Origin of the sequence: Nitrospirillum amazonense, from assembly GCF_029594735.1 — a bacterium.
Classification (GTDB): Bacteria; Pseudomonadota; Alphaproteobacteria; order Azospirillales; family Azospirillaceae; genus Nitrospirillum; species Nitrospirillum amazonense.
The window spans coordinates 1,705,803-1,727,068 of record NZ_JARPAF010000002.1 but is presented as its reverse complement, the minus strand read 5'-3'; the positions used below and the strand labels follow the sequence as shown (position 1 = coordinate 1,727,068).

Genomic DNA, 21,266 nt, shown 5'->3' with positions numbered 1-21,266 from the left:
CCGGTTCCCCGCCTATTGGGGCATCGCCTGCGCCCGCGCCAGATAATCGTCCAACTGGTCCAGTGTGCCGCCCCAGCCCTGGCGCATGCTCTCGGCCCCGGCGGCGAAGGTCGCCTCCTCCTCCGCCGTCGCGTCGACCGGCACGGCGGTACAGTCCAGGCGGGTGCCGCCCTCGTCCGCGATGAAGGCCGTGGTACTCAGCATCTCCAGGGGCCAGGTGGGGCTCATGGGATGGCGCACCGGCGTGCCATCGGCGTCGGTGAAGGAGACGAGGAAGGACATCAAGCCTGGCGTCGATGGTGTGGGCGCCGTGATGTCGCGGAAGGTCCACTTGCCCCACATGGTGAAATCGCCGGCCCCCGCCGGCGGCTTCATGCCGTAGAAGAAGGTCCCGCCGGGCCGCAGGTCCAGATCGCCGCGCACCCAGGTGAAGCCCTTGGGGCCCCACCACAGACGCAACCGCTCCGGCTCCGTATAGGCGGACCACAGCAGGCAGGGGCTGGCGGCGAAGCGGCGGGAAATACGGAATTCTGGCATCTCGGTCATGGTGCCGGGTTCCTATGCTATCGTAGGTCGGGCGTCAGCCGGCTTGGCCGGCGGCCAGCGGGCACGGCTCACCGGGTGCCGCCAACGGATGGGCGAAGCTCCACAGGTGGCCGAAGGGATCGGCCACCTGGCCGTAGCGGGCGCCCCAGAAGGCGTCCATGGCCGGCATGGTGACCGTGGCGCCCGCGGCCACCGCCCGCTCCATGGCGGCGTCGCAGTTGGGCACCTCCAGATGCAGGACCGCGCTGGTGCCTTTCAGCAGATCCGGCGGGGCGCTGGTACCACCGTGCTCCGCCCGGTATTCGGGAAAGTCGTCGCGTAGGAACAGGCGGGCGCCGTTCACGCGGATTTCCGCGTGCAGCAAGCGGTGGCCGTCCTCGGCCGGCATGCGGAACACCTCCTCCGCGCCCAGGCCCTGGACGTAGAAGGCCAGCGCCGCCTTGGCGTCGGCGACCACCAGATGGGGGATGACGCCCTGCTGAATGGGCTGAACCGTATCGGACATGGTTGTGCTCTCCCGTTTTTAACTGCGTCGGCCACGCGGGGACGCGGGCTTGCCCTAAGGACGGCGGCCGCATTCCCGTCCCGACAGGGGACCGCAATTTTTTTCAGGACGGCGCGGCATCCCGCACCAGCCGGTCCAGGTGCTGGCGGATGTGGGCGGCCTCCGCCGGCGTGTGGGCCAGGGCGATGGCGCGATCGAAGGCCACCCGCGCCTCCGCCGTGCGGCCCAGCTGGGTTAGATAGGCGCCCTTCACCCCGAAGAAGTGGAAGTAGCCCGCCAGCCGCTCGCCCAGGGGCTCGATCATGGCCAGGGCCGCCGCCGGCCCCCGCACCTTGGCCGTGGCGACGGAGCGGTTCAGCGTCACCACCGGCGAGGGCTGGATGTGTTCCAGCGTGGCGTACAGCAGGTCGATCTGCGTCCAGTCCGTCTCGGCCGCCGTGGCCGCCCGGGCGTGCAGGGCGGAGATGGCCGCTTGCACCAGATAGGGCGTGGGCTGGCCGTGGCGCATGGCCTTGTCGATCAGGGCCAGGCCCTCCGCGATCATGGGGGCGTTCCAGCGGCCGCGGTCCTGGTCCTCCAGCAGCACCAGGTTGCCCTCCCCGTCGAAGCGGGCGGCGGATCGCGCCTGTTGCAGCAGCATCAGCGCCAGCAGGCCCATGATCTCCGGTTCCGACGGGAACAGGCGCAGCAGCAGGCGGGCCAGGCGGATGGCTTCATGCGCCAGGGGTGCCCGGCGTTCCGTCGTGTCGCCGCCGGCGGAATAGCCCTCGTTGAACAGCAGGTAGAGCATGGCGGCGACGGCACCCAGCCGCGCCGCCCGTTCCGGCGCGCCGGGGGTCTCAAAGGGCACGCCCGACCGCGTGATGCGCGCCTTGGCCCGGGTGATGCGCTGTTCCATGGCGCTGTCGCTGACCAGGAAGGCGCGCGCGATCTCCGCCACGCTGAGGCCGGAGACGATGCGCAGGGCCACGGCGATCTGCTGCGTGGCCGGCAGGTCCGGCGGGCAGCAGATGAACAGCAGGCGCAGGATGTCGTCGCGGTAGCCGGCGCCGTCCAGGCGTTCCGCCAGTTCGGCCTCGGCATCCCCTTCGCCGCCGTCGCTGTCGGCCAGCGTATCCTCGTCCGGCAGGGGTTGCTGGCGCGCCAGGCGGCGCACCGTGTCCAGGGTGGCGTTCCGTCCGACGAAGATCAGCCAGGCGGCGGGATCGCGCGGCGGACCATTGCGCGGCCATGCCTTCAACGCCCGCAGGGATGCCTCCTGGAATGCCTCCTCCGCTGTGTCCAGGTCGCGGAAATAGCGCAGCAAGGCCCCCATCGCCTGGGGCCGGGCGGCCGTCAGCGCGGTGTTGATCCAGGCCATGTCCGCGGCCTCGGCCATGATCTCACGCCCCAGTGGAAACGGTCGCCGGCGCCGGGTGGTAGAGGCCCACCGGGCGGATCTCGTAGCTGCCGCCCGGGTTGGCACGGCCCAGCTCGCGGGCGGTGTCCAAGATCTGCTCCAGCGTTTCGCCTTCCACCAGGTAGAAGCCCAGCAGCTGTTCCTTGGTTTCGGCGAAGGGGCCGTCAATCACCAGCGGCGGGTCGCTGTCCTTGCGCAACGTGGTGGCGGCCGTCGTGGGCAGCAGCCGAGCCACAGGGCCCAGGCGGCCCTCGCGCGCCAATTTCTCATGCACCACCGACAGCTTGGCCATCACGGCGTCATCCTCCTCCTTGGTCCAGGAACCGACGACGTCTTCGCGGTGATAGCACAGGATGGCGTACAGCATGGGTGATCCTCCAGCGGCGGGACGGCCGGTTTGAAACCGGTTCTTCCCCAGGACGGCCGAGTATGCCCGGATCCGACACCGCCGCCGGAAAAATCTTCGGTGTAATGCGGGCCTCAGGCCCCGTGCCGGTCAGGACTGCCCGCGCAGGTAGGCTAGGAAGGTGGGGCTGGCGCCTAGGGCCTCGAACACCGGGAGCACCAGTTGGAAACCGTTGTCGCTGTTGGTCAGGAACACCCCCCCTTTCCGGGTGGTCGGGCTGTACCACGCGAAGGTGGCAACCCCCTCGTCCCGGCCGGTGTGCATCATCACGGTCTCGCCGTTGAACTCCAGCACCTGCCAGCCCAGGCCGAAGCCGGCCTCGGCCGGGCAGGTGGCGGCCTTGGCGCCGGCGCACATCTCCGTCCTCTGGCTGACCTGGATATGGCGGCGGTCCGCGGCCAGGCTTGTGGTCAAATCCTGGTCCCTCATCACGCTGGTGATGAAGCGCGCGTAGTCGCCGGCCGTGGTGTAGATCAGGTCGGCGGCGTTGTACGTGGTGGCGTAGCCCGGCTGCAGCGCCTTGCCGGACGCGTCCGTGGGCACGGCGACGCGGCCGTCGAACCAGGGCTTGTGCCCGCTGGCGGTGTCGTTCATGCCCGCCGGCTTGAACAGGACGGCTTGGGCCAGGCTCTCGAAATCCTGCCCCGTCTTCTTCTCCACATAGCGGGCGACGTACTGGTAGCCCTCCCCCGAGTAGCCGTAGGAGGTGCCGGGCGTGAACTGGAAGGCCAGCGGCTTGCCTTGCCCCCGCCAGTTGGGGAAGCCCGTCTGGTGGCTGAGCGCCAGGCGCGGGGTCAGCAGCTGGCGGCGGTCGTCACTGGCGATGTCGGGATCCGTCCAGTAGTCGGCCATGGGCGCGTCCAGTGACACCGTCTTCCGCGCGGCCAGGCGCAGCACCACCTCCGCCGTGATGGGCTTGGTCAGCGAGGCGATGTTGTACAGCGTGGCCGGCGTGGCGCGCACGCCGGGACTTTGCTCTCCATAGGCGGCGGTCAGCGCGACCTTGCCATCCTCGATCTCGGCGATGGAAACGCTGGGCACCTTGGCGCCCGCCAACAAGCCGGGGACCGCCTGGTCCAGGGCCGCCCGGATGTCCTTGGGCTCCGCCGCCGGGGCGCCGCCGCCCAGGGCCAGGGCGGCGGCCATCACCGGCACCCCCCACAACGTCCGTCTCATGTTCACTCCCCACCTTAAGAAAGGCCGTGTGGGAACAGGACATCATGGGGCGGCGGCACCGGGAAGCCCAAGAAACGCAAGTGTTGCAATGCCGTAGCAATTTTCCCTGGCCCTGCAACAAAGGCCGCCGCCGGTTACGGGCGGTTACTTGTTACGGTCGGCTACTTGGCGAAGATTAGGGATTCATCACGAAACGCCTTGAATTCCAAGGCATTGCCGCTGGGGTCGTACAGGAACATGGTGCCTTGCTCCCCCACCTGGCCCTTGAAGCGGACATAAGGCTCGATGACGAAGGTCTGCCCGCCGTCGCGCAGGCGATCGGCCAGGGCGGTCCAGTCGTCCCAGGCCAGAATCAGGCCGAAGTGGGGCACCGGCACCTCGTGACCGTCCACCGGGTTGTGATCGTCGCTGGGCGCCGCCGCCTTGCCCGGCACCAGGTGGGCCACGATCTGATGGCCATAGAGGTCGAAATCTACCCACTCCGGCGAGCTGCGCCCCTCGGGGCAGCCCAGCAGCTCCCCATAGAAGGCGCGGGCGGCGGCCAGGTCATGAACGGGGAAAGCCAGGTGGAAACGTGGGCGCTGCGTCATCTTCATCCACTTTCTCAGGATTGATTATTATGGAATAAAATCATTAGCTTGTTCAGTAAATCACACGTTAGATGTCGCTTCAGGTTGGCGCATCCAGCACCGTGGCGTCGATGCGGTACATGCCGTTCTTGCCGGCAAAATAGTACATCAGATCGGTCAGGCCCAAGGCGCGGTCGAACCAGCGCCGGTTGTGCGCCCTGCTAGGGACAGGTTCGCCTATCCGACAGGACGTATACGACAGGCAGTCGGAAAATCGGTAGAACTCGCTCCCTGTTCCCTGCCATCACATTAGTGGACGCTGCCTTGGTCATCATGCCTGACGCCCCCCGCCCCACCTTGCTGTTCGTCGTGACGGAGGACTGGTATTTCCGGTCCCACCGTCTGCCGACAGCGCGGGCGGCTCGCGACGCCGGGTTCGACGTCGCCGTGGCCTGCCGGGTGGCCAAGGATGGGCCGGCCATCGCGGCGGAGGGGTTCCGCGTCATCGCCCTGCCCTGGCGGCGCGGCAGTTTCAACCCCTTGAACGCCCTGGGCGACATTCGCCGCCTGGCGCGGCTCTACCGCCGGGAACGGCCCACCATCATCCACCATATTGCGGTGAAGCCCACGGTGCTGGGCGGCTTCGCGCTGTTCCTGGCCGGCCTGCGCGACACCCGGGTGGTCGCTACCCTGGCCGGTCTGGGCCTGGGCCTGTCGGGCACGGGAACCAAGGCGGGCTTGGGCCGGGTGCTCTTGCGCCTGGCGCTGAACGCCGCCGGTTGGCGCCGGAGCCAGGCCCTGGTGGTGCAGAACGGCGACGACGCCGCCCTGCTGGCCGCCGGCTGGCCCCGGCCGCCGACGGCGCGCCTGATCCGCGGCTCCGGCGTCGATCTGACACACTATGAGGAACTGGCGGAGCCCCTGGGACCCGTCACCTGCGCCCAGGTTTCGCGCATGCTGACCCTGAAGGGGGTAGAGGATCTGGTGGCCGCCGTGCGTCTCGTGCGCGCCCAAGGCATCGATCTGCACCTGATCCTGGCCGGCGCGCCCGACACCGACAGCCCGGCCGCCATCCCCCGCGCGACCCTGGACGCTTGGGCGGTAGAGTCCGGCATCGAATGGCTGGGCGCCGTCAGCGACGTGCGCACCGTCTGGGCCCGCGCCAGCATCGCCGTGCTGGCCTCGCGGGGCGGCGAAGGCGTGCCCAAGAGCCTGCTGGAAGCGGCAGCCTGCGGCCGCGCCATCGTGGCGACCGACGTGCCGGGCAGCCGCGAGGTGGCGGTGGAGGGGCGCAACGCCCTGTTGGCCCCGCCCCGCGATCCGGCGGCGCTGGCGGCCGCGCTGGCCCGCCTGGCGCAGGACGCGGCCCTGCGCCGCCGCTTGGGCCTGGCCAGCCGCGGGGTGGTGGACCCGGAGTTCGGCGAGGCTGAGGTGGGCCGGCGCATGCGCGACCTCTACCTTGGCCTGGTGACCCCCCTGCCGGTTCCGCGCCGGGATGGCGGACGGTAAGCGGAGGATGGATGATGCGCGCACGGCATTGGAAAGGGGTTCTGCTGCTGGTCGCCCTGTTCGCTACGGGGCTCACCACGGGCCGGGCCGGCGCAATGGAGCAGGAGGTCACGGTCAACGGCGGCCCCGGTCCTTTGGCCGGCACGCTGCAGATGCCGGACACGGCCCCGCCCGGGCCCATCCCCGCCGTGCTGATGGTGCCGGCCTCCGGTCCGGTAGACCGCAACGGCAACGGCCCGTCGCTGCGCACCGACGCCCTGCGCCAGTTGGCCCAGTCCCTGGCCCTGAAGGGCATCGCCAGCCTGCGCATCGACAAGCGCGGTGTGGGCGCCAGCAAGGCCGCCCTGGCGCGGGAGGAGGACCTGCGGCTGAACACCTATGTGCAGGACACCGGCCAGTGGCTGGCCTTCCTGCGCGCCCAGCCGGGCATCGGCCCCATCTTCCTGCTGGGCCATAGCGAGGGCGGGCTGACCGCCATCCTGCTGGCCGAACAGGCGCCGGTGGCGGGCCTGATCCTGGTGGCCACCCCCGGCCGCACGTACGGCGACATGATGCGCCAGCAGCTGCCGCGTACGGACTTGGCCCTGGACGTACAGCGGGCCGCGCTGGACGCCATCACCCAGCTGGAGCAAGGCCGGCCGGTCACCAAGGTTCCGCCGCCGCTGATGAGCCTGTTCCGCCCCAGCATCCAGCCCTACCTGATCTCGGAACTGACCATAGACCCGGCGGCGGAACTGGCCCGCACCAGCCAACCCGTGCTGGTGCTTCAGGGCACCAACGACATCCAGATCGACATGTCCGACGCCATACGCCTGTCCCAGGCCCGCCAAGGCGTGCGGCTGGAGCGGTTGGAGGGCGTGAACCACATGATGAAGAACGCGCCTCTGAACGACCGCGCCGGCAACCTGGCCACCTATACCGACCCCGGTCTGGCCATCAACCCCGGCATCACCAGCGCCATCGTGCGCTTCGTGCGAGGGAATGGGGCGGGTGGTCCATGATTTAAGTCGAAGGAGCGGGTTTCCCTTCCTGGAGAAGTTATATCGAGTTCGGTGGTAAGTCTTGCCCTCGTTGGCAGTTTCGCTTGCAGGCCGTTCCTTATGGCTCTCGCCGCTGGAATAGTGGTCAGCGATGGCCTCTATAAGCCTGATGAGTCGCCGGGCGGACTGGGTACGGTGGGAGTTGGCGCATTGGTGATGGAAATGTCCGCTTTGCGCGAACGGCTGAGGGCCGCTCCGGTGTTCCTGGGATTCGCCGCAGTGGGCGGCGGGTTATTGTGTCTGGCTTTATTCAGCCTGCTTCCCATCGCTCACGATCTTGGCGCGGGCGCCCCTCTGATCACCCTAGCGCCCCGAGATGCCACTGGTCTGCCATTGGCTGTCACGCTCTTCGCCTTCGCGGCGATGACGCTGTTCCGAGCCCCTAAGATTGATCCTGCCAGACGCGACCGGAGCAGAACCAAGCAACCAGCCAGCCACATTAATGGTCCGGTGATTTGCCTGGGGGTGGCGTTTTTGGGGATCGTGCTGGCATTCCTGGCGTCCCCCATCACCACCGGCATCGTGGAGAAGGCGGCGGCGAGCCACGGCTATATCGCCTGCCCGGCCCTACCTGGTGAGCATCCAGCGCATCTGCGCTGGACACGCGATACGTTGGACCATTGCCCCTTGCCGAGGAAGAAAACCGCTTCTGACAGCTGAGGACACCGGCCATCAAACCTCCAGCAGCTCCGCCTTGTAGCGCCTGCTGGCGGTTACCGTCAGGCCGGTGGTCAGGGTGATGTCCAGGTCGCCGGAGGGGCGGCTGTCCACGCGCTGGATAGTGGCGCGGTTCAGCAGGCGGGAGCGGTGGACGCGCACGAACAGATGGGGCGGCAGGTCGGACTGGATGTCGGCCAGGGAGCGGCGGACCAGGTGCACCCGTTCCCTCGTCATGACCTCGACATACTTGCCGGCGGCGCTGACCTGGATGATCTCCTCCGGTGCCACGAACACCCGGCGGGTGCCGACCTTCAATTCCAGGCGGGCTGGCGGTTCGGGGGCCGGCGGTTCGGGGAGCGGGGGTGCGATCGGCGCTGAAACCACCGCGGCCTGCTGCGCCTCCACCAGCGCCACCACGCGCGACAGCCGTACCAACTGCCGCCCCATGGTCAGGATGGCGGCGGCGATCAGATACGTCAGCGCGTCCTTGCGGACCTCGTAGAGGAAGATGTCGGCCCAACTGCCGGCGTTGTGATAGTGGCCGCCCACCAGGGCGTACACGATGACACGAAGGCCCATCATCAGGCTGATGTGTACGACGCCATAGGCGATCATCAGCAGCAGGTGCAGGCCCAGGGTGCGCAGCGGTGCCCGCGCCCAGCCCGGCGCCCGCCTGATCCCGAGATACACCAGCGGCAGCGCCGCCAGGCCGCCCAGCGCGCTGGAATATTCCCAGCACATCGGTTCCCACGCGGCGATGGGGCGGCCGTCCCGCTTATGCTCCGACAGGACGGACAGCACGTTGATGGTGGTCGGCAGGAAATAGAAGACCAGCCACACCAGGGCCCAGGTGGCGCGCGCCGACAGCCGCCATCCCGGCAGCATCACCGCCTGCGCCGTTCCTTCCGCCGCTGGTGCCGTGGACATCGCCGTTCAATCCCCATCCGCGCCCTTTATCCCGCCGCCCGCACCCTCGCCTCTTGGGGGCGCCGGCGGTCGGGTGCCAGCGTAGCGCCATTGCCGGTGCCCCGGCCAGCTTGATCATGAGGATGCGACGCCGATGTCCGTTTCCGCTTCTTCCCCCTTCTCGACACGCCGGTATGACCTGGACTGGATCCGCGTCATCGCCTTCTTCCTGCTGATCCTCTATCACGTGGGCATGTTCTACGTGCCGTGGGACTGGCACGTGAAAAGCCCGCATACGGTTCCGGCGCTGGAACCCATCATGATGCTGACCAGCCCATGGCGGTTGACGCTGCTATTCCTGGTTTCCGGTGCCGCCACCCGTTTCCTGGCGGACAAGATGGTCATGGACGGCAAGATGGCGGTGGGGGCGCTGACCCGTGCCCGGGTGGCCCGGCTGCTGCCGCCCCTGCTGCTGGCCATCTTCGTCATCGTGCCGCCGCAGAGCTTTTTCGAGATCGTGGAGAAGGTGCCGGATCAGGCCCTGCCCTACGCGGCCTTTTATCTGAAATACGTCACCGGCAGCGGCCATTGGTGCCGGGGGACGGACTGCCTGGCGACCCCGACCTATAACCACATGTGGTTTGTGGCCTATCTGCTGGCCTACACCCTGGTGCTGTGCGGCCTGCTGGCTGTCGGGAGGGAACTGCTGAGGCGGCTGGAGCGCGGCATGGAATGGGCCTTGGGTGGCTGGCGCCTGCTGGTGCTGCCCCTCCTGTTCCTGGGCCTGATCCGTTATGCCCTGTTGGACCGCTTCCCCATGACGCACTGGATCGTCAACGACTGGTACGACCACGCCCTGTCGTTCAGCGCCTTCCTGTTCGGCTTCTTGATGGCGAAGTCGGAAACGCTGCGCCAGGGCTTCTTACGCCTGCGCTGGCCGGCGCTGCTGGTGGCCCTGCCCGCCTACGCCATCTTCGCCACCTACGCTTGGGCCTACCGCGCGGACGATGCGGTGCCGCCCGAGGCCTTGCGCGCCGTCATGCGCTTCGTCTATGCGGCAGACCAATGGGCCGCCATCGCCGCCGTGCTGGGTTTCGGCGCCCGCCATCTGACCCGTGACAGCGCCGCCCTGCGCTATCTGGTGCCGGCCGTGTTCCCCTTCTATCTGGTGCATCAGACGGCGACCGTCGTCCTGGGCCATTACCTGGCCAAGGCGGGCCTGCCCCAGGGGCTGGAGGCGCCGCTGCTGATCCTGGGCACCTTCGCCACCTGCCTCGCGGTCTACGAGGCGGTGCGGCGGGTGAACCCGCTGCGGCCCTGGTTCGGGCTGAAGCCCACACCGGCCGGGCGCTTGGAGGCACAGGCGCAGGCGGCCTGAGGCCCGACCCGGGAACGTCAGTTCAACAGGTTGGCGCGCGGCAGGCTGATGCCCAGGGCCAGACCGCCCTCCTGCCAGTCGAAGTCCAGACGCCCGCCCAACTGCCCCGCCAGCAACAGCTGGCACACGGTCAGGCCGAAGCCCTTGCGCATCGGTGGGCGGATGTCGTGCAGGCCCCATTCGCGCCAGTTGACCGACAGCGCGTTGTCGTCGCTCTGCCACGACAGATCGACGTGGCCGTCCGGATGATTCAGGGCGCCGTAGCGGGCGGCGTTGCCCGCCAGCTCGTACAGCGCCAGGCCCAGCGCCTGCGAGGCCTGGGGGCCCAGCACCGTCTGCGGCCCGCTGCGGGTGACGCGGGCGCCGCTGGGGTCGAAGGGGTCGAAGGAGATATGGGCCAGGCTGTCCATGTCGGTGCCCACCCACTGCCGGCTGGCGACTTGGCTGTGTATGGCGGCGAGCGCGGAGATGCGCCCCTCCACCAGGGCGACGAAATCGTCTACTGACTCCGCTCGCGTCAGCCGCAGGATGGATTGCACCACCGCCAGCGCGTTCTTGGCGCGATGGTCGACCTCCTGCATCAGGAAGGAGATCTGGCGTTCGGAGCGGCGATACTGCGAGATGTCGCGGGCGATCTTGGACGCGCCGATCAGGTTGCCGTCAGCGTCGCGCAACGGCGAGACGGTCAACGAGATTTCCAGCGTGTGGCCATCCTTGTGGCGGCGCAGCGTTTCAAAATGGCTGACGCGCTCCCCCTGTTTCAGGCGGGCGAGGATGCTGGGCATCTCCGCCTCGCGCCCAGGGGGGGCCAGCACCGCGATGTTGCGGCCGATCATTTCATCGGCGGTGTAGCCGAACAGACGCTCCGCCGCCGCGTTCCAACTGGTGACGGTGCCATCCAGCGTCTTGCTGATGATGGCATCGTCCGACGAGTCGACGATCGCGGCCAGAATGGCGTGCGGGGACAAGGCTTCCATCGGTCGGCAGTGCCTCCAACCAACCCAAAAACAAGGTTAACGCTGACCAACGCCGGCTGGGCCGGATGTCAGGCGCCCGTCGCCGTGGACACTTTTGAGAAAGGTGTGAAACCCGCTAGAAAAGTAGGTCCCCGTCGACGTCGGCAGTCTGGCCCAATGCATGGCCGCACTTCAAACGGACCTTAGACCTATACCCCCGGCTGGCGCGGTGCCGCGGCAGATAATCGCTTGGGCATACATCTATTCTAGAATAGCTCTGATTTATAGCGGCGGCTGGCTGGGATGGTGATGCCGTTGGTCAACGTCAAGTCCATGTCGCCGGAGGGCCGGTTATCGATACGGACGATGGCGCCCCGGTTCACCACATGGGAGCGGTGGACCCGCGCAAAGTCCGGCAACGGCAATTCCGCTTGGAAATCCGCCAGCGTGCGGCGCACCAGGTGGACGGTTCCGGCGGTCACCACCTCGATATAATTGCCGGCGGAGCGCACCAGCAGGATGTCCGCCGGCGCCAGGTAGACCCGTCGCGATCCCACCTTCAGTTCTATGCGCGCCGGTTCCGCCGCCGCTGCCGGTGGGGCCTGTCCCTCCATGGCCTGGGCGGCCGCGCTTGCCGCCGCCGCTTCCACCAGGGCCAGCGACCGCGACAGGCGGATCAGGTGGCGCACACCCACCACCACCAGCACGATCAGCAAATAGGTCAGCAGATCCTTGCGGAACTCATACGGCAGGTCGTCCCGCAGGTCGTCCACGGCGTAGCTTTGCCCCAGGGCACCATAGGCGGCCATGCGCAGCACGGTCATCGCCGCCAGGTGCAGCGTGCTGAAGGCCAGGGCCGTACCCAGGAACTGGACCGCGCAGCGCAGCGGCGCCTCCGCCCAGCCGGGCGTGTGGTTGATGGACCAGCGCACCAGGGGCAGCACCAACAGCAGGGCCACGCCGCTGGAATATTCCCGCAGGAAGGGTTCCCAGGCGGGGATGTCCTGGTTGGTCCGCTGATATTCCGTCAACAGTGCGAAGGCGTTGATGGTGGTGGGCAGGAAGGCGAAACCCAGCCACACAAGAGCCCAGGCCTTGAGGCTGGGCGTACTCCAGAAGACTGATAAACGATCCACCGCCGGTCTCATTTTTTCATCCGCTTGGCCCTGCTAGCCAACCATCCGTCCCCATCGGCCCCGGAAAACCCGCCGCTCGCGTCAGGGAAATGGCCGGCTCCCCTCCTTAAGGTCAGCCTAGGGCAGTGGCGCGGGCAGTCGCCACATGTCTTACGACCAGGGGCCGAAAGAACATGATGCCTTCCCGTCCTGCGCCAGCCGTCACCCGCCGTCCCGACTTGGACTGGATCCGGGTTCTGGCGTTCTTCACCTTGATCGTGTTCCACGTGGGCATGTTCTACGGGCCTTGGGAATGGCATGTGAAAAGCCCGCACGAGGCACCGGCCATGGCGCCGGTGCTGATGGCGACCAGCCCCTGGCGTCTCAGCCTGTTGTTCCTCGTGTCGGGGGCCGCGACCCGTTTCATGGCCGACAAGATGACGGTGGCCGCCCTGGCCAAGGCGCGGCTGGCCCGCCTCGTGCCGCCCTTGGTCTTCGCCGTGCTGGTCCTGGTGCCGCCGCAGACCTACTATCAGGTGATCGAGCAGGCGGTGACGCCGGTTGAGACCTATTATCCGGCCTTTTACCTGAAGTACCTCAGCGGCACGGGCCACTGGTGCCGGGTCAACGATTGCCTGACCACCCCCACCTATAACCATATGTGGTTCGTGTCCTACCTGCTGGCCTACAGCCTGGGGCTTTCGGTGCTGCTGGGGCTGGCGGGGGAGCGGCTGCGGGCGGCGGGGGTCCAGCTGGAGGCGCGGCTGGCGGGCTGGCGGCTGATGGCTCTGCCCTTCCTGGCGCTGTGCGCGCTGGACATGCTGCAGCTGCGCTTCCCCATCACCCACTGGATGCTGCACGACTGGTACAACCATACCCTGTCGTTCACCGCCTTCCTCTTCGGCTTCCTGATCGCCAAGTCCCTCCCCCTGCGGGATGGTTTCATCCGCTGGCGCTGGTGGGGGTTGGCCCTGGCCGTGCCCGCCTATGCCGTGGTGGCCTATTACACCTGGGTCTACCCCTTCGGCGCGCCGCCCGCCCCGCTGGGCATCCGCGCCGCGATGCGCCTCGTCTATGCCGCCCAGCAGTGGGGAGCCATCGTTGCCGCGCTGGGCTTTGGCGCCCGCCACCTGAACCGTGACGGCCCCGTGCTGCGGTACCTGGTGCAGGCGGTCTTCCCCTTCTACCTGGTCCACCAGACCATCACCGTGGTGGCGGGTCATAACCTGGCGCCCCTGGGCCTGCCCCAGGGCGTGGAGGCGACTATATTGGTAGTCATCACCTTCACCGGTTGCTTCGCCACTTATGAGATCGTCCGCCGCGTCAATTTCTTGCGGCCGTGGTTTGGTCTCAAACGCCTGCCACCGCCATCCAAGATCGCCCTGGAGACTGGTGAGGTGCAGACGCAAAGCCAGACACAACCGGCGCAGGCGTGATCATTGGATAAGCTATCCTCAAGATAGGATTGCTTTTTCTGAAAACTTTCTTCGTCTGTCGCAAAGTTTAAACCCAAATTTAACAGAGCTGTGATTATCCGGTGACCGGGGCGGTTTGTAAGGTGGTCCCGCCCAGGCCCTTCCCCGGCCTTTGGGCACCCTTGCCCCTGCCAGGATGGCCGCCCCCATGCGCCAGACGTCACCCGCCCGCCTCGCCGCCACTGCCGCCCGTTTTACCGCCTTTAAGACCGCCGTCACCGCTCCCCTGGCCGCCCTGCTGAACAGCCGGGCTGGCGCGGCCGTGGCCCCCGTCCTGGCGCGTTACGGGCGACTGCTGGGCCGCCTGGTGCCGCGCGCCACCCGGCTGCGGTCCAAGTTCATGGCCGTGGGCGGCACGCTGCTGTTCCTAGTCCTGCTGCAAAGCGCGATCGGCATCGGCATCGCCCGTCAGTCCCGCGCCATCCTGGAAGGCACCACCGCCCAGACCGACGGCGCTATGGCCGACCTGGGGCTGGCCGCCACCCTGAAGAACATGCAGGTGCAGGTGCTGCTGACCCAGACGCTGATGGGGACCCTGTCCGTGGCGGAACCGGCGGAGCTGAACAACTCCCTCCGGGCCATCGCCACCACCTACGCCGCCGGCCTGGAGGAGGTGCGCCGCGTCGCCGCGCGGGAGCGCGCGGGCGGCACTGCCGAGAACAACCCGCTGGGGGACGTGGCGACCAAGGTGCAGATGGCCAAGACCCAATTCGACGCCCTGCAGGAAACCGCCATGGCGCTGAAGCCGCTGGCGGGCAAAAGCTCGGCTCCGGCGGACCAGCTGCTGAAGCTGTCGGCCCAGGTCGACGGGCTGAACGACCATCTGGACCGCATGGCGGAGGCCATGAAGCTGGTGGCCAAGGGCGACCAGGCACAGGTGCGCACGGGCAATCAGACGGCCCTGGGCGTCATCGATGACCTGAACCACGGCATCCAGGCCAGCACTGCGCTGGGCCTGGTCTTGTGTGGCCTGGCGGCCGTGTTCCTGATGCGCGGCGTGCTCTCGCCCCTGCTGGCTGTGGCCGGCGCCACCCGGGACCTGGCCGGCGGCCGGCTGGACGTGGCCTTGCCCGCCGCCCGCAAGGATGAGATCGGCGAGATGGTGGACAGCCTGTCCGTCTTCCGTGATAACGCCCGCGCCGTGGAGCGCCTGAACGTGGAGCGCGACCAGGAGCGCGCGCGGGCCGAGGAAATGCGCCGCCGCGCCCTGGAGAACACAGCCCATACCTTCGAGACCAAGGCCGGCCGAATCCTGGGCTCGGTCACCGAGGCCGCCCATGGCCTGGTGGAAACGGCGCGGGCCGTGTCACGCACCGCCGCCGGCGCGTCCACCGCTGCCAGCGCCGCCGAGACGGCCGCCCAATCGGCCAACGGCACCATCCAGGGGGCCGTGGACGCGGCCGAGCAGCTGCGCGCCACCACGGCCAATGTGTTGGAAAGCGTCGCCGAGGCCGCCAAGTTGGCCCGCACCACCGCCGACAGCACCAAGGGCACCAGTGAGCTGATCGAGCGGCTGACGGTGGCCTCACGCCGCATCACCGATGTCGTGGCCCTGATCCAGACCATTGCCGGACAGACCAACTTGCTGGCGCTCAACGCCACCATCGAAGCAGCCCGTGCCGGCGAGGCCGGCCGCGGCTTCGCCGTAGTGGCCAGCGAGGTCAAGGGCTTGGCCGGCCAGACCGCCCAGGCCACCCAGGACATTCAGCAGGAGATCGCTGCCATGCAGGCCGCCATCGCCCAGGCAGTGCAGGCCTTCCGTGAGATCGTGGCGGCGGTGATGCGCATCGACCAGGTGAACGACGGCATCGCCCGCACCATTACCGACCAGGCGCGCGCCACCCAGGCCATCGCCGTCACGATGACGGACGCGGCGCAGGGCGTCACCCGCGTCGGCGGCGATATCGGCACCGTGGCCCGCGCCGCGAACGACACGGGCTTGGCCACCAACCAGGTGTTCACCGCCAGCAGCGATCTGTCGGTGCAGGCCAAGGAGCTGCAGCGCGCCGTATCCGACTTCCTGTCGGCCATCGTCGCGGCCTGAGCCACAGCCGCCGCCCGCCCTCCGCCCGCCTCTGCCCGGGGGCGGCATCACCTCATATCTTGCGAGTCGGGACGGGGCGCGGCCAAGGTCGCGCCCCGTTGGCGTTTGGGCCCCGTTGGAGTTTGGGCGCTGTTCGGCGCCCTGTCCGTCCGGCGGGGCCTATACCCTTTGCCCGCGCACGCGCGGCGATGTGCTGCACCTTTTTCGCGGGGGTGTGGTCATGGGACCCGCAGCCGGCGGGGGAAAGAACTACCTCTGCAGGACAGGGATGCCGGCGGGGCCCCTATCCCCTACTTTGTAGTCTATCAGGAATAGGGGAATTCCCTTATTTACCGTATGTAAACTTGTTTACGATGTCTTTATAAGGACTGCCCCGGTTCGGCCCCTTCCTTTATTCGCGGCGTCGCCTTTCCCGTACGGCTGAGCGCGGATGGCGGAGGCGGGTAGCGGACCCGGGCGGCGAAATTGGCGACGATCCCGTGCTGGGGGTGCCGTGTATCGGCCCTTGATGGCGGTGGTCAGAGAGGCCAAGTCCCCAAGATGGCCACAATTCCCGTGGATATCCTGGGGAGACTGCCTCGCCCCCTCACGAGCGATAGGATTTAGGAAATGACGACGACGGACAAGCCGAACACCGGCCGGGGCAAGACCCGCAAGCGCACCATGCTGGCGGCCGAGGAAGAGACCGGCACCAGCGTGGACAGTTATGTCGGCGGGCGCGTGCGCCTGCGCCGCACCCTCATCGGCATGAGCCAGGAAAAGCTGGGCGAGGCCATCGGCTTGACCTTCCAGCAGGTGCAGAAATACGAGCGCGGCGCCAATCGCATCTCCGCCTCCATGCTGCACAAGATCGCCCAGGTGCTGGACGTTCCCATCAGCTTCTTCTTCGACGGCCTGGGGCCCCAGGGGCAGATCCCGGCGCCGGCCATCGAGGCGGCGGTGGAAGGTGGCCGCCCGCCCAGCGAGCGGCGCGAGACCCTGGAACTGGTGCGGGCCTATTCCCGTATCACCGAAAGCTCGGTGCGCGACAGCATCATGGCCTTGGCCAAGTCGCTGGCCAACCATAACGGCTGATGCCAAAGGCGGCCTTCAAAGGCCGTTAAGCCTATCCGTTTTGCATTGCGGCATGGTTCGGAACCATCCACGGTGCGGATCAATTGAAGAAGCCGGACGATGACTCGACCGTCATCGTCCGGCTTTTTGTTTGGGATTGCCTTCCTGGCTGATGTCTTCGCCCGGCTTGCGCGAAGGGTTGACCAAGGCCAGGGACCATTGCCCGCCCTGCAACGCGCGCGCAGCGGACATGCAGGCAGAAAACAGGAAGACTGCGGGGGCCTGCCGTTACACGTGAGCCTTGTAAAACTTTCTTTAACCGCTGGGGCAGATAGTGATGGTCATGGGGCACGACGATACCGAACAGGGGTCGCCACCAGCCACTTCCATGCCGTTATTCGTTTCGTCTCCGGTTTCATTAACGTTTTCGTCCGCCTCCGCCCCTGCGGTGGGGCGGATGGCGACCGGATGGCGCGACCTTGGCACGCGAAGGCTCGGGTCATGCACGCTGGTTAAATCAAGGCTGCACCAAACGAGGGCTTGGAACTGACTTTCTGGTTGCGGCACCGCAGCAAAAAGCTGGTATCGTTGCCTTGAGCCGGGATGGATGCCATGACAACTTTATCTCTCAAGAAGCCGCTGGGCTTTGAAACTAAACTGACTCTCGACGCCGCGCAGCGCGGCACCGTCGGTGACCGCGGCGCAACAAAACGCGTCGTCGTCCTGGAACGGGCCCCTACGCCGGTACGTAGCCGCAGCGGCGGTCACGCCGATCGTGACACCGGTCGCTTCGACCGGGGCGACCGCCAGCCGGACCAGGAGTTCGGGGAGCGCCGCCAGTCCCGCGGCGACGCGCCCTACCGTCCTGCGCATCATGATTATGAGCGGCCGGACAGCGATTTCCGCCCCAACTACCGGGCCCTGGAGAACCGTTACCAGGACAACCGCGACAGCCGCCCCCACGGCGGTGAGCAGCGCGGCCGTCCCGGCGGGCGCCCCGCCCATGGCGGCCGCGGCCGTGAGGATGACGCCAGCGACCGGCCGCACGTCCTGTGGCCGCCGCGCGTGGTGGTGAACGATTTCGACGGCGCCACCATCTCGCTGCCCCGTGTGGCCGGCACGGCGCTGGAACTGCCGGAAGACCTGGCCAACGTCCATGCCCAGCTGAGCCGCCGCTTCCCCGAGGCCTTCCCCGAGGATCCGGTGCCGCTGAGCCTGACGGTGGAAAAGGAATTGGCCCGCGCCCTGGGTGACGCCGAGTTGATCGCCGCCGCCGAGTCCTTCCTGTTCGTCTATCGCGCCCACCCGGCCTATCTGGCCGCCGTGGTGCGCAACACCCGACGCGTCACCCTGGATGGCGGCCGGGCGGAACGCATCGAGCCCGAGGAGCGCGAGCAGGCCCTGTGGACCCTGCGCGCCTTGGACACGACGTTCCAGTAAGCCCCTTCTTTGCCAAGGCATCCCGGCCTCATGACAACGGCCTCCCCGATCCCCGGGGAGGCCGTTTCTGTTCGCGCGACGGCCCAAACAGTTCGGGCCCAGACAGTTCGGGGCCAGACAGTTCGGGGCCAGACGGTTCGGGGCCGGCCGGTTGGGCACACGTCAGATGGGTGGCGGCTGGTCTTCGGCGTCGGAGAGGAAGCGCTCACGCAGAAGTTCCCAATCCTGCCGCCCGAACTCCACTGCCGATTGGGCGACGGCCACGGCGCGGTCCAGGTCCGCCGCCACGCAGGCCTCATGCAGGGCCATGGCTAGATCCTGCAGGCGGATCAGGCCGCAGGTGCCGGCGGTGGCCATCAGGTCGTGCGACTCCGCGCGCAAGGCCTTCAGGTCGCGGTTGCGTGCCGCCTCCGCCAGCGTTTCCACCCGCTGCTTACCCAGGGTGAGGAAGCCGCTCACGATGCGGATGAAGTCCGGGCGTGCCGCCATGGCGGCCAATTCACCCAACCTGTCCTCTGCCAGGATGCCGAACAGGGGCGGCACCGAGGCCACGGGTTCCGGCGGAGTCTCCGGTTCGGCGGCCTGGCCGCAGGCCCAGTGCACCACCTTGCCGATGAAATGGCCCCGGTCGAAGGGCTTGGCGACATAATCGTCCATGCCTGCGGCCAGGTATTCCTCGCGCATGCCCGCCATGGCGTTGGCGGTGATGGCGATGATGGGCATGCGGGCGCCCATGGCGCGCATGCGCCGCGTGGCCTCGATGCCGTCCATGCGCGGCATCTGGATGTCCATCAGCACCAGGTCGAAGCGCCGGCAACGCACTGCCTCCAGCGCGTCGACCCCGTCCTGCACCAGGACCGCCTCGAACCCTTCCTTGGCCAGCATCAGGCTGGCCACCTCCTGGTTCACGGGATTGTCCTCCACCAGCAGGACACAGCGCCCCACGCCGCGGCCTTCCGCCGGCGTGGGCGGTGCGCCGCTGCCGCCCCAGACCGCGGGCGACGGGCGGCTGGCGGGCAAGGGCGCCGTGAACCCCTCCTGAAAGGGCTGTTCCGCCGGTTCCAGCGGTACCGTGAACCAAAAGGTGCTGCCGGTGCCGGGTTGGCTGGACACGCCGATGGTGCCGCCCATCAGTTCCACCAGCTGGCGGCAAATGGCCAGCCCCAGACCCGTGCCGCCGAAGCGCCGGGTGATGGAGGTGTCGGCCTGGCTGAAGCTTTCGAACAGGCGGGCCGCCTGCTCGGCATTGACGCCGATGCCGGTGTCCCTCACCTCCCCCCGCAGGCTGAGGCCGGCACGGCCGTTGGCCCGCGCCTGCGGCGTCAGCGTCAGGCTGACGTTGACCTCGCCGCGCAGGGTGAACTTGATGGCGTTGCCCACCAGGTTGACCAGGATCTGGCGTAGGCGGGTGGGATCGCCCCGCACCAGCACCAGCCGGCCGCCGGCGTCCAGATCGCCGCCCTGATCATCGCCCCCCAGCAGTTCCGTGCGGAAGGCCAGGCCCTTTTCCCGCGCCCGGGGCGCCAGGATGGTGGCGACACCGTCCAGCAGGCCACCCAGGGAGAAGTCGACGATGTCCAGGTCGACCTTGCCCGCCTCCAGCTTGGAGATGTCCAGGATGTCGTCGATGACGCCCAGCAGGGCCTCGGCGCTTTCGCGGATGGCCTGGGTGAATCCCCGCTGCTCTTCGTTCAGCGGGGTGTCCAGTAGCAGCTGCACCATGCCCATGACACCGTTCATGGGGGTGCGGATCTCATGGCTCATATTGGCCAGGAATTCCGATTTGCTCTGGCTGGCGGCTTGGGCCTGGACGCGCGCGCGATCCAGGTCGCGGGCCAGCACCGCCAGGTCATGGGCCTGGCGCTCCAGCCGCTCCTGCTTCTCCGTCAGCATGGCATTGGTGGCCTTCAGGTCCCGCGTGCGGCGGGCCACGTCGCCCTCCAGCCCTTCCAGCAGGCTGACATTGTCGAAGCCGGCCGGGATCTTGGTGGCGAACAGCTCTAGCAACCGCTGGTCCATGTTGGAAGGCGGGTCTTGCGCCTTGATCAACACCACCGTGCGCCCCACCTCGCGGCTGGAAATGTGCAGCACGCTGAGGTCGTCCACGAACAGGGACCGTTTGGTGCTGAGCGCCCGCTCGATCAGCTCGGCGCCGGGGATCGGCGCGTTCGCCTGGCCGTTCAGGTAGGCGTAGACGCCGCTGGCGGCCAGCACGCTCAGGGGCTGCCCCTCCAGCGCGTGCACGCAGACCACGCCCAGGGGACCGCAACTGAGAAAGCTGCCCACCTGGGTCAGGACACCGGTAGCGAAGTCACGCATGGACCGAATTTGGAACAGGGTGGCGGCGCTGTCGATGATGCGCTCCAGCCCGCGCTTATTCTCCTCCAGCGCCATGATGTGGCCATAGGACCGCAGGGCGGTGATGATGGTGGTGGTGAGGCGCGCGGCGCTGAGGTCCGCCTTGGGGCGGTAATCGTCGATGTCGTAGTCGACGATGACCTGTTCCTCCGGCGCCATGCCCGGCTGCCCGGTGCGCAGGATGATGCGCGTCGCCTCGTTGCCCAGATCGCGGCGGATGCGGCGGGCCAGCACCAGGCCGGCGTCGTCGGTTTCCATCACCACGTCCAGCAGCACGACGGCGATGTCCGGCACCTCCGCCAGTATCCGGAACCCCTCCGCCCCGGAATGGGCGGACAGGATCTCTACCTTGCGGTCGCGGAAGCGCAGACGGTTCAGGACCATGCGGGTCAGGGCGTGGACTTCGGCGTCGTCGTCGATGACAAGGATCTTCCAGGGGGGCAAGACGTCCGGCCGCCGTGGGTTGGCTCCGCCGTCATCCTCGTCCCGCCACATGGGCTCCTCGTCCATACCCTGCATCGGCCCTCTTCCCCTTGGGGAAACACGCCTTTCTGCCGGCGGTCCCCCTATGCGCCACCCCTGTATTGCGAGATGGCTTGTCACATCAGACTAACGCAGATACCCCAATCGGGACATTCCTCTTAAGGTTTCATCAGCGTTCGGCGACAGTTTTTCCATGTTGGCCCGTATATCCGCTTAGCCGGTTCTAGAACGGCGAAGACGAACCTGAC

The 21,266-nt window shown here is 67.8% G+C and carries 18 protein-coding genes; 8 read left to right on the top strand and 10 right to left on the bottom strand.

The features are described from left to right. Positions 1-12 precede the first annotated feature (12 nt). From P5F91_RS13955 to P5F91_RS13930, 6 genes are all read right to left on the bottom strand, one after another. A complete protein-coding gene (locus P5F91_RS13955) occupies positions 13-546 on the bottom strand; it encodes an SRPBCC family protein (protein ID WP_277907433.1) in 534 nt (177 codons plus the stop codon). A 34-nt stretch (positions 547-580) separates the two neighbouring features. Next, complete coding sequence (locus P5F91_RS13950; protein ID WP_145609376.1) at positions 581-1,051, bottom strand: VOC family protein; 471 nt, start codon at positions 1,049-1,051, stop codon at positions 581-583. 103 nt (positions 1,052-1,154) lie between these two features. Continuing rightward, entirely contained in the window at positions 1,155-2,429 is a 1,275-nt protein-coding gene (locus P5F91_RS13945; protein WP_277907432.1) for an RNA polymerase sigma factor, read from the bottom strand. Between the two features lie 4 nt (positions 2,430-2,433). Beyond that, positions 2,434-2,817: a YciI family protein gene (locus P5F91_RS13940; protein ID WP_145609378.1), complete on the bottom strand. Its 384-nt coding sequence runs from the start codon at positions 2,815-2,817 to the stop codon at positions 2,434-2,436. A 129-nt stretch (positions 2,818-2,946) separates the two neighbouring features. Beyond that, on the bottom strand, positions 2,947-4,032 hold the full coding sequence (locus P5F91_RS13935) for a serine hydrolase domain-containing protein (RefSeq protein WP_211106854.1): 1,086 nt from the start codon (positions 4,030-4,032) through the stop codon (positions 2,947-2,949). A gap of 161 nt (positions 4,033-4,193) precedes the next feature. After that, positions 4,194-4,622 (bottom strand): VOC family protein, encoded by a 429-nt coding sequence (locus P5F91_RS13930; RefSeq protein WP_145609379.1) that lies wholly within the window; start codon positions 4,620-4,622, stop codon positions 4,194-4,196. A gap of 312 nt (positions 4,623-4,934) precedes the next feature. Here P5F91_RS13930 and P5F91_RS13925 point away from each other — a divergent pair, with 312 nt between their 5' ends. The 3 genes from P5F91_RS13925 (at position 4,935) to P5F91_RS13915 (ending at position 7,810) form a co-directional block, all read left to right on the top strand. Then, a complete protein-coding gene (locus P5F91_RS13925; protein WP_145609380.1) occupies positions 4,935-6,110 on the top strand; it encodes a glycosyltransferase family 4 protein in 1,176 nt (391 codons plus the stop codon). Positions 6,111-6,121: 11 nt separating this feature from the next. Beyond that, the gene (locus P5F91_RS13920; RefSeq protein ID WP_145609381.1) at positions 6,122-7,111 is read left to right on the top strand and encodes an alpha/beta hydrolase; all 990 of its coding nucleotides are present in this window, start codon (positions 6,122-6,124) and stop codon (positions 7,109-7,111) included. 99 nt (positions 7,112-7,210) lie between these two features. Continuing rightward, the gene (locus P5F91_RS13915; RefSeq protein ID WP_277907431.1) at positions 7,211-7,810 is read left to right on the top strand and encodes a hypothetical protein; all 600 of its coding nucleotides are present in this window, start codon (positions 7,211-7,213) and stop codon (positions 7,808-7,810) included. A gap of 12 nt (positions 7,811-7,822) precedes the next feature. Here the strand turns inward: P5F91_RS13915 and P5F91_RS13910 are convergent, their stop codons facing one another. Further along, positions 7,823-8,737, bottom strand: coding sequence for a LytTR family DNA-binding domain-containing protein (locus P5F91_RS13910; RefSeq protein WP_145609383.1), 915 nt, complete (start codon positions 8,735-8,737; stop codon positions 7,823-7,825). 133 nt (positions 8,738-8,870) lie between these two features. Here P5F91_RS13910 and P5F91_RS13905 point away from each other — a divergent pair, with 133 nt between their 5' ends. Next, positions 8,871-10,094 (top strand): acyltransferase family protein, encoded by a 1,224-nt coding sequence (locus P5F91_RS13905; protein ID WP_145609384.1) that lies wholly within the window; start codon positions 8,871-8,873, stop codon positions 10,092-10,094. Between the two features lie 17 nt (positions 10,095-10,111). Here the strand turns inward: P5F91_RS13905 and P5F91_RS13900 are convergent, their stop codons facing one another. Continuing rightward, positions 10,112-11,071 (bottom strand): PAS domain S-box protein, encoded by a 960-nt coding sequence (locus tag P5F91_RS13900; protein ID WP_277907430.1) that lies wholly within the window; start codon positions 11,069-11,071, stop codon positions 10,112-10,114. Between the two features lie 245 nt (positions 11,072-11,316). Next, the gene (locus P5F91_RS13895) at positions 11,317-12,186 is read right to left on the bottom strand and encodes a LytR/AlgR family response regulator transcription factor (RefSeq protein ID WP_277907429.1); all 870 of its coding nucleotides are present in this window, start codon (positions 12,184-12,186) and stop codon (positions 11,317-11,319) included. Positions 12,187-12,359: 173 nt separating this feature from the next. On the opposite strand from P5F91_RS13895, the gene P5F91_RS13890 reads away from it, so the two are divergent. The 4 genes from P5F91_RS13890 (at position 12,360) to P5F91_RS13875 (ending at position 18,177) form a co-directional block, all read left to right on the top strand. Further along, a complete protein-coding gene (locus P5F91_RS13890; protein WP_277907428.1) occupies positions 12,360-13,601 on the top strand; it encodes an acyltransferase family protein in 1,242 nt (413 codons plus the stop codon). A 187-nt stretch (positions 13,602-13,788) separates the two neighbouring features. After that, positions 13,789-15,684: a methyl-accepting chemotaxis protein gene (locus tag P5F91_RS13885; protein ID WP_277907427.1), complete on the top strand. Its 1,896-nt coding sequence runs from the start codon at positions 13,789-13,791 to the stop codon at positions 15,682-15,684. A 663-nt stretch (positions 15,685-16,347) separates the two neighbouring features. Next, complete coding sequence (locus P5F91_RS13880; RefSeq protein ID WP_044560789.1) at positions 16,348-16,758, top strand: helix-turn-helix domain-containing protein; 411 nt, start codon at positions 16,348-16,350, stop codon at positions 16,756-16,758. A gap of 591 nt (positions 16,759-17,349) precedes the next feature. Further along, a complete protein-coding gene (locus P5F91_RS13875; protein WP_186454598.1) occupies positions 17,350-18,177 on the top strand; it encodes a ProQ/FINO family protein in 828 nt (275 codons plus the stop codon). A 162-nt stretch (positions 18,178-18,339) separates the two neighbouring features. On the opposite strand, the gene P5F91_RS13870 is transcribed toward P5F91_RS13875, so the two are convergent. Then, positions 18,340-21,054: a DUF3369 domain-containing protein gene (locus tag P5F91_RS13870; RefSeq protein WP_145609389.1), complete on the bottom strand. Its 2,715-nt coding sequence runs from the start codon at positions 21,052-21,054 to the stop codon at positions 18,340-18,342. Positions 21,055-21,266: the final 212 nt, after the last annotated feature.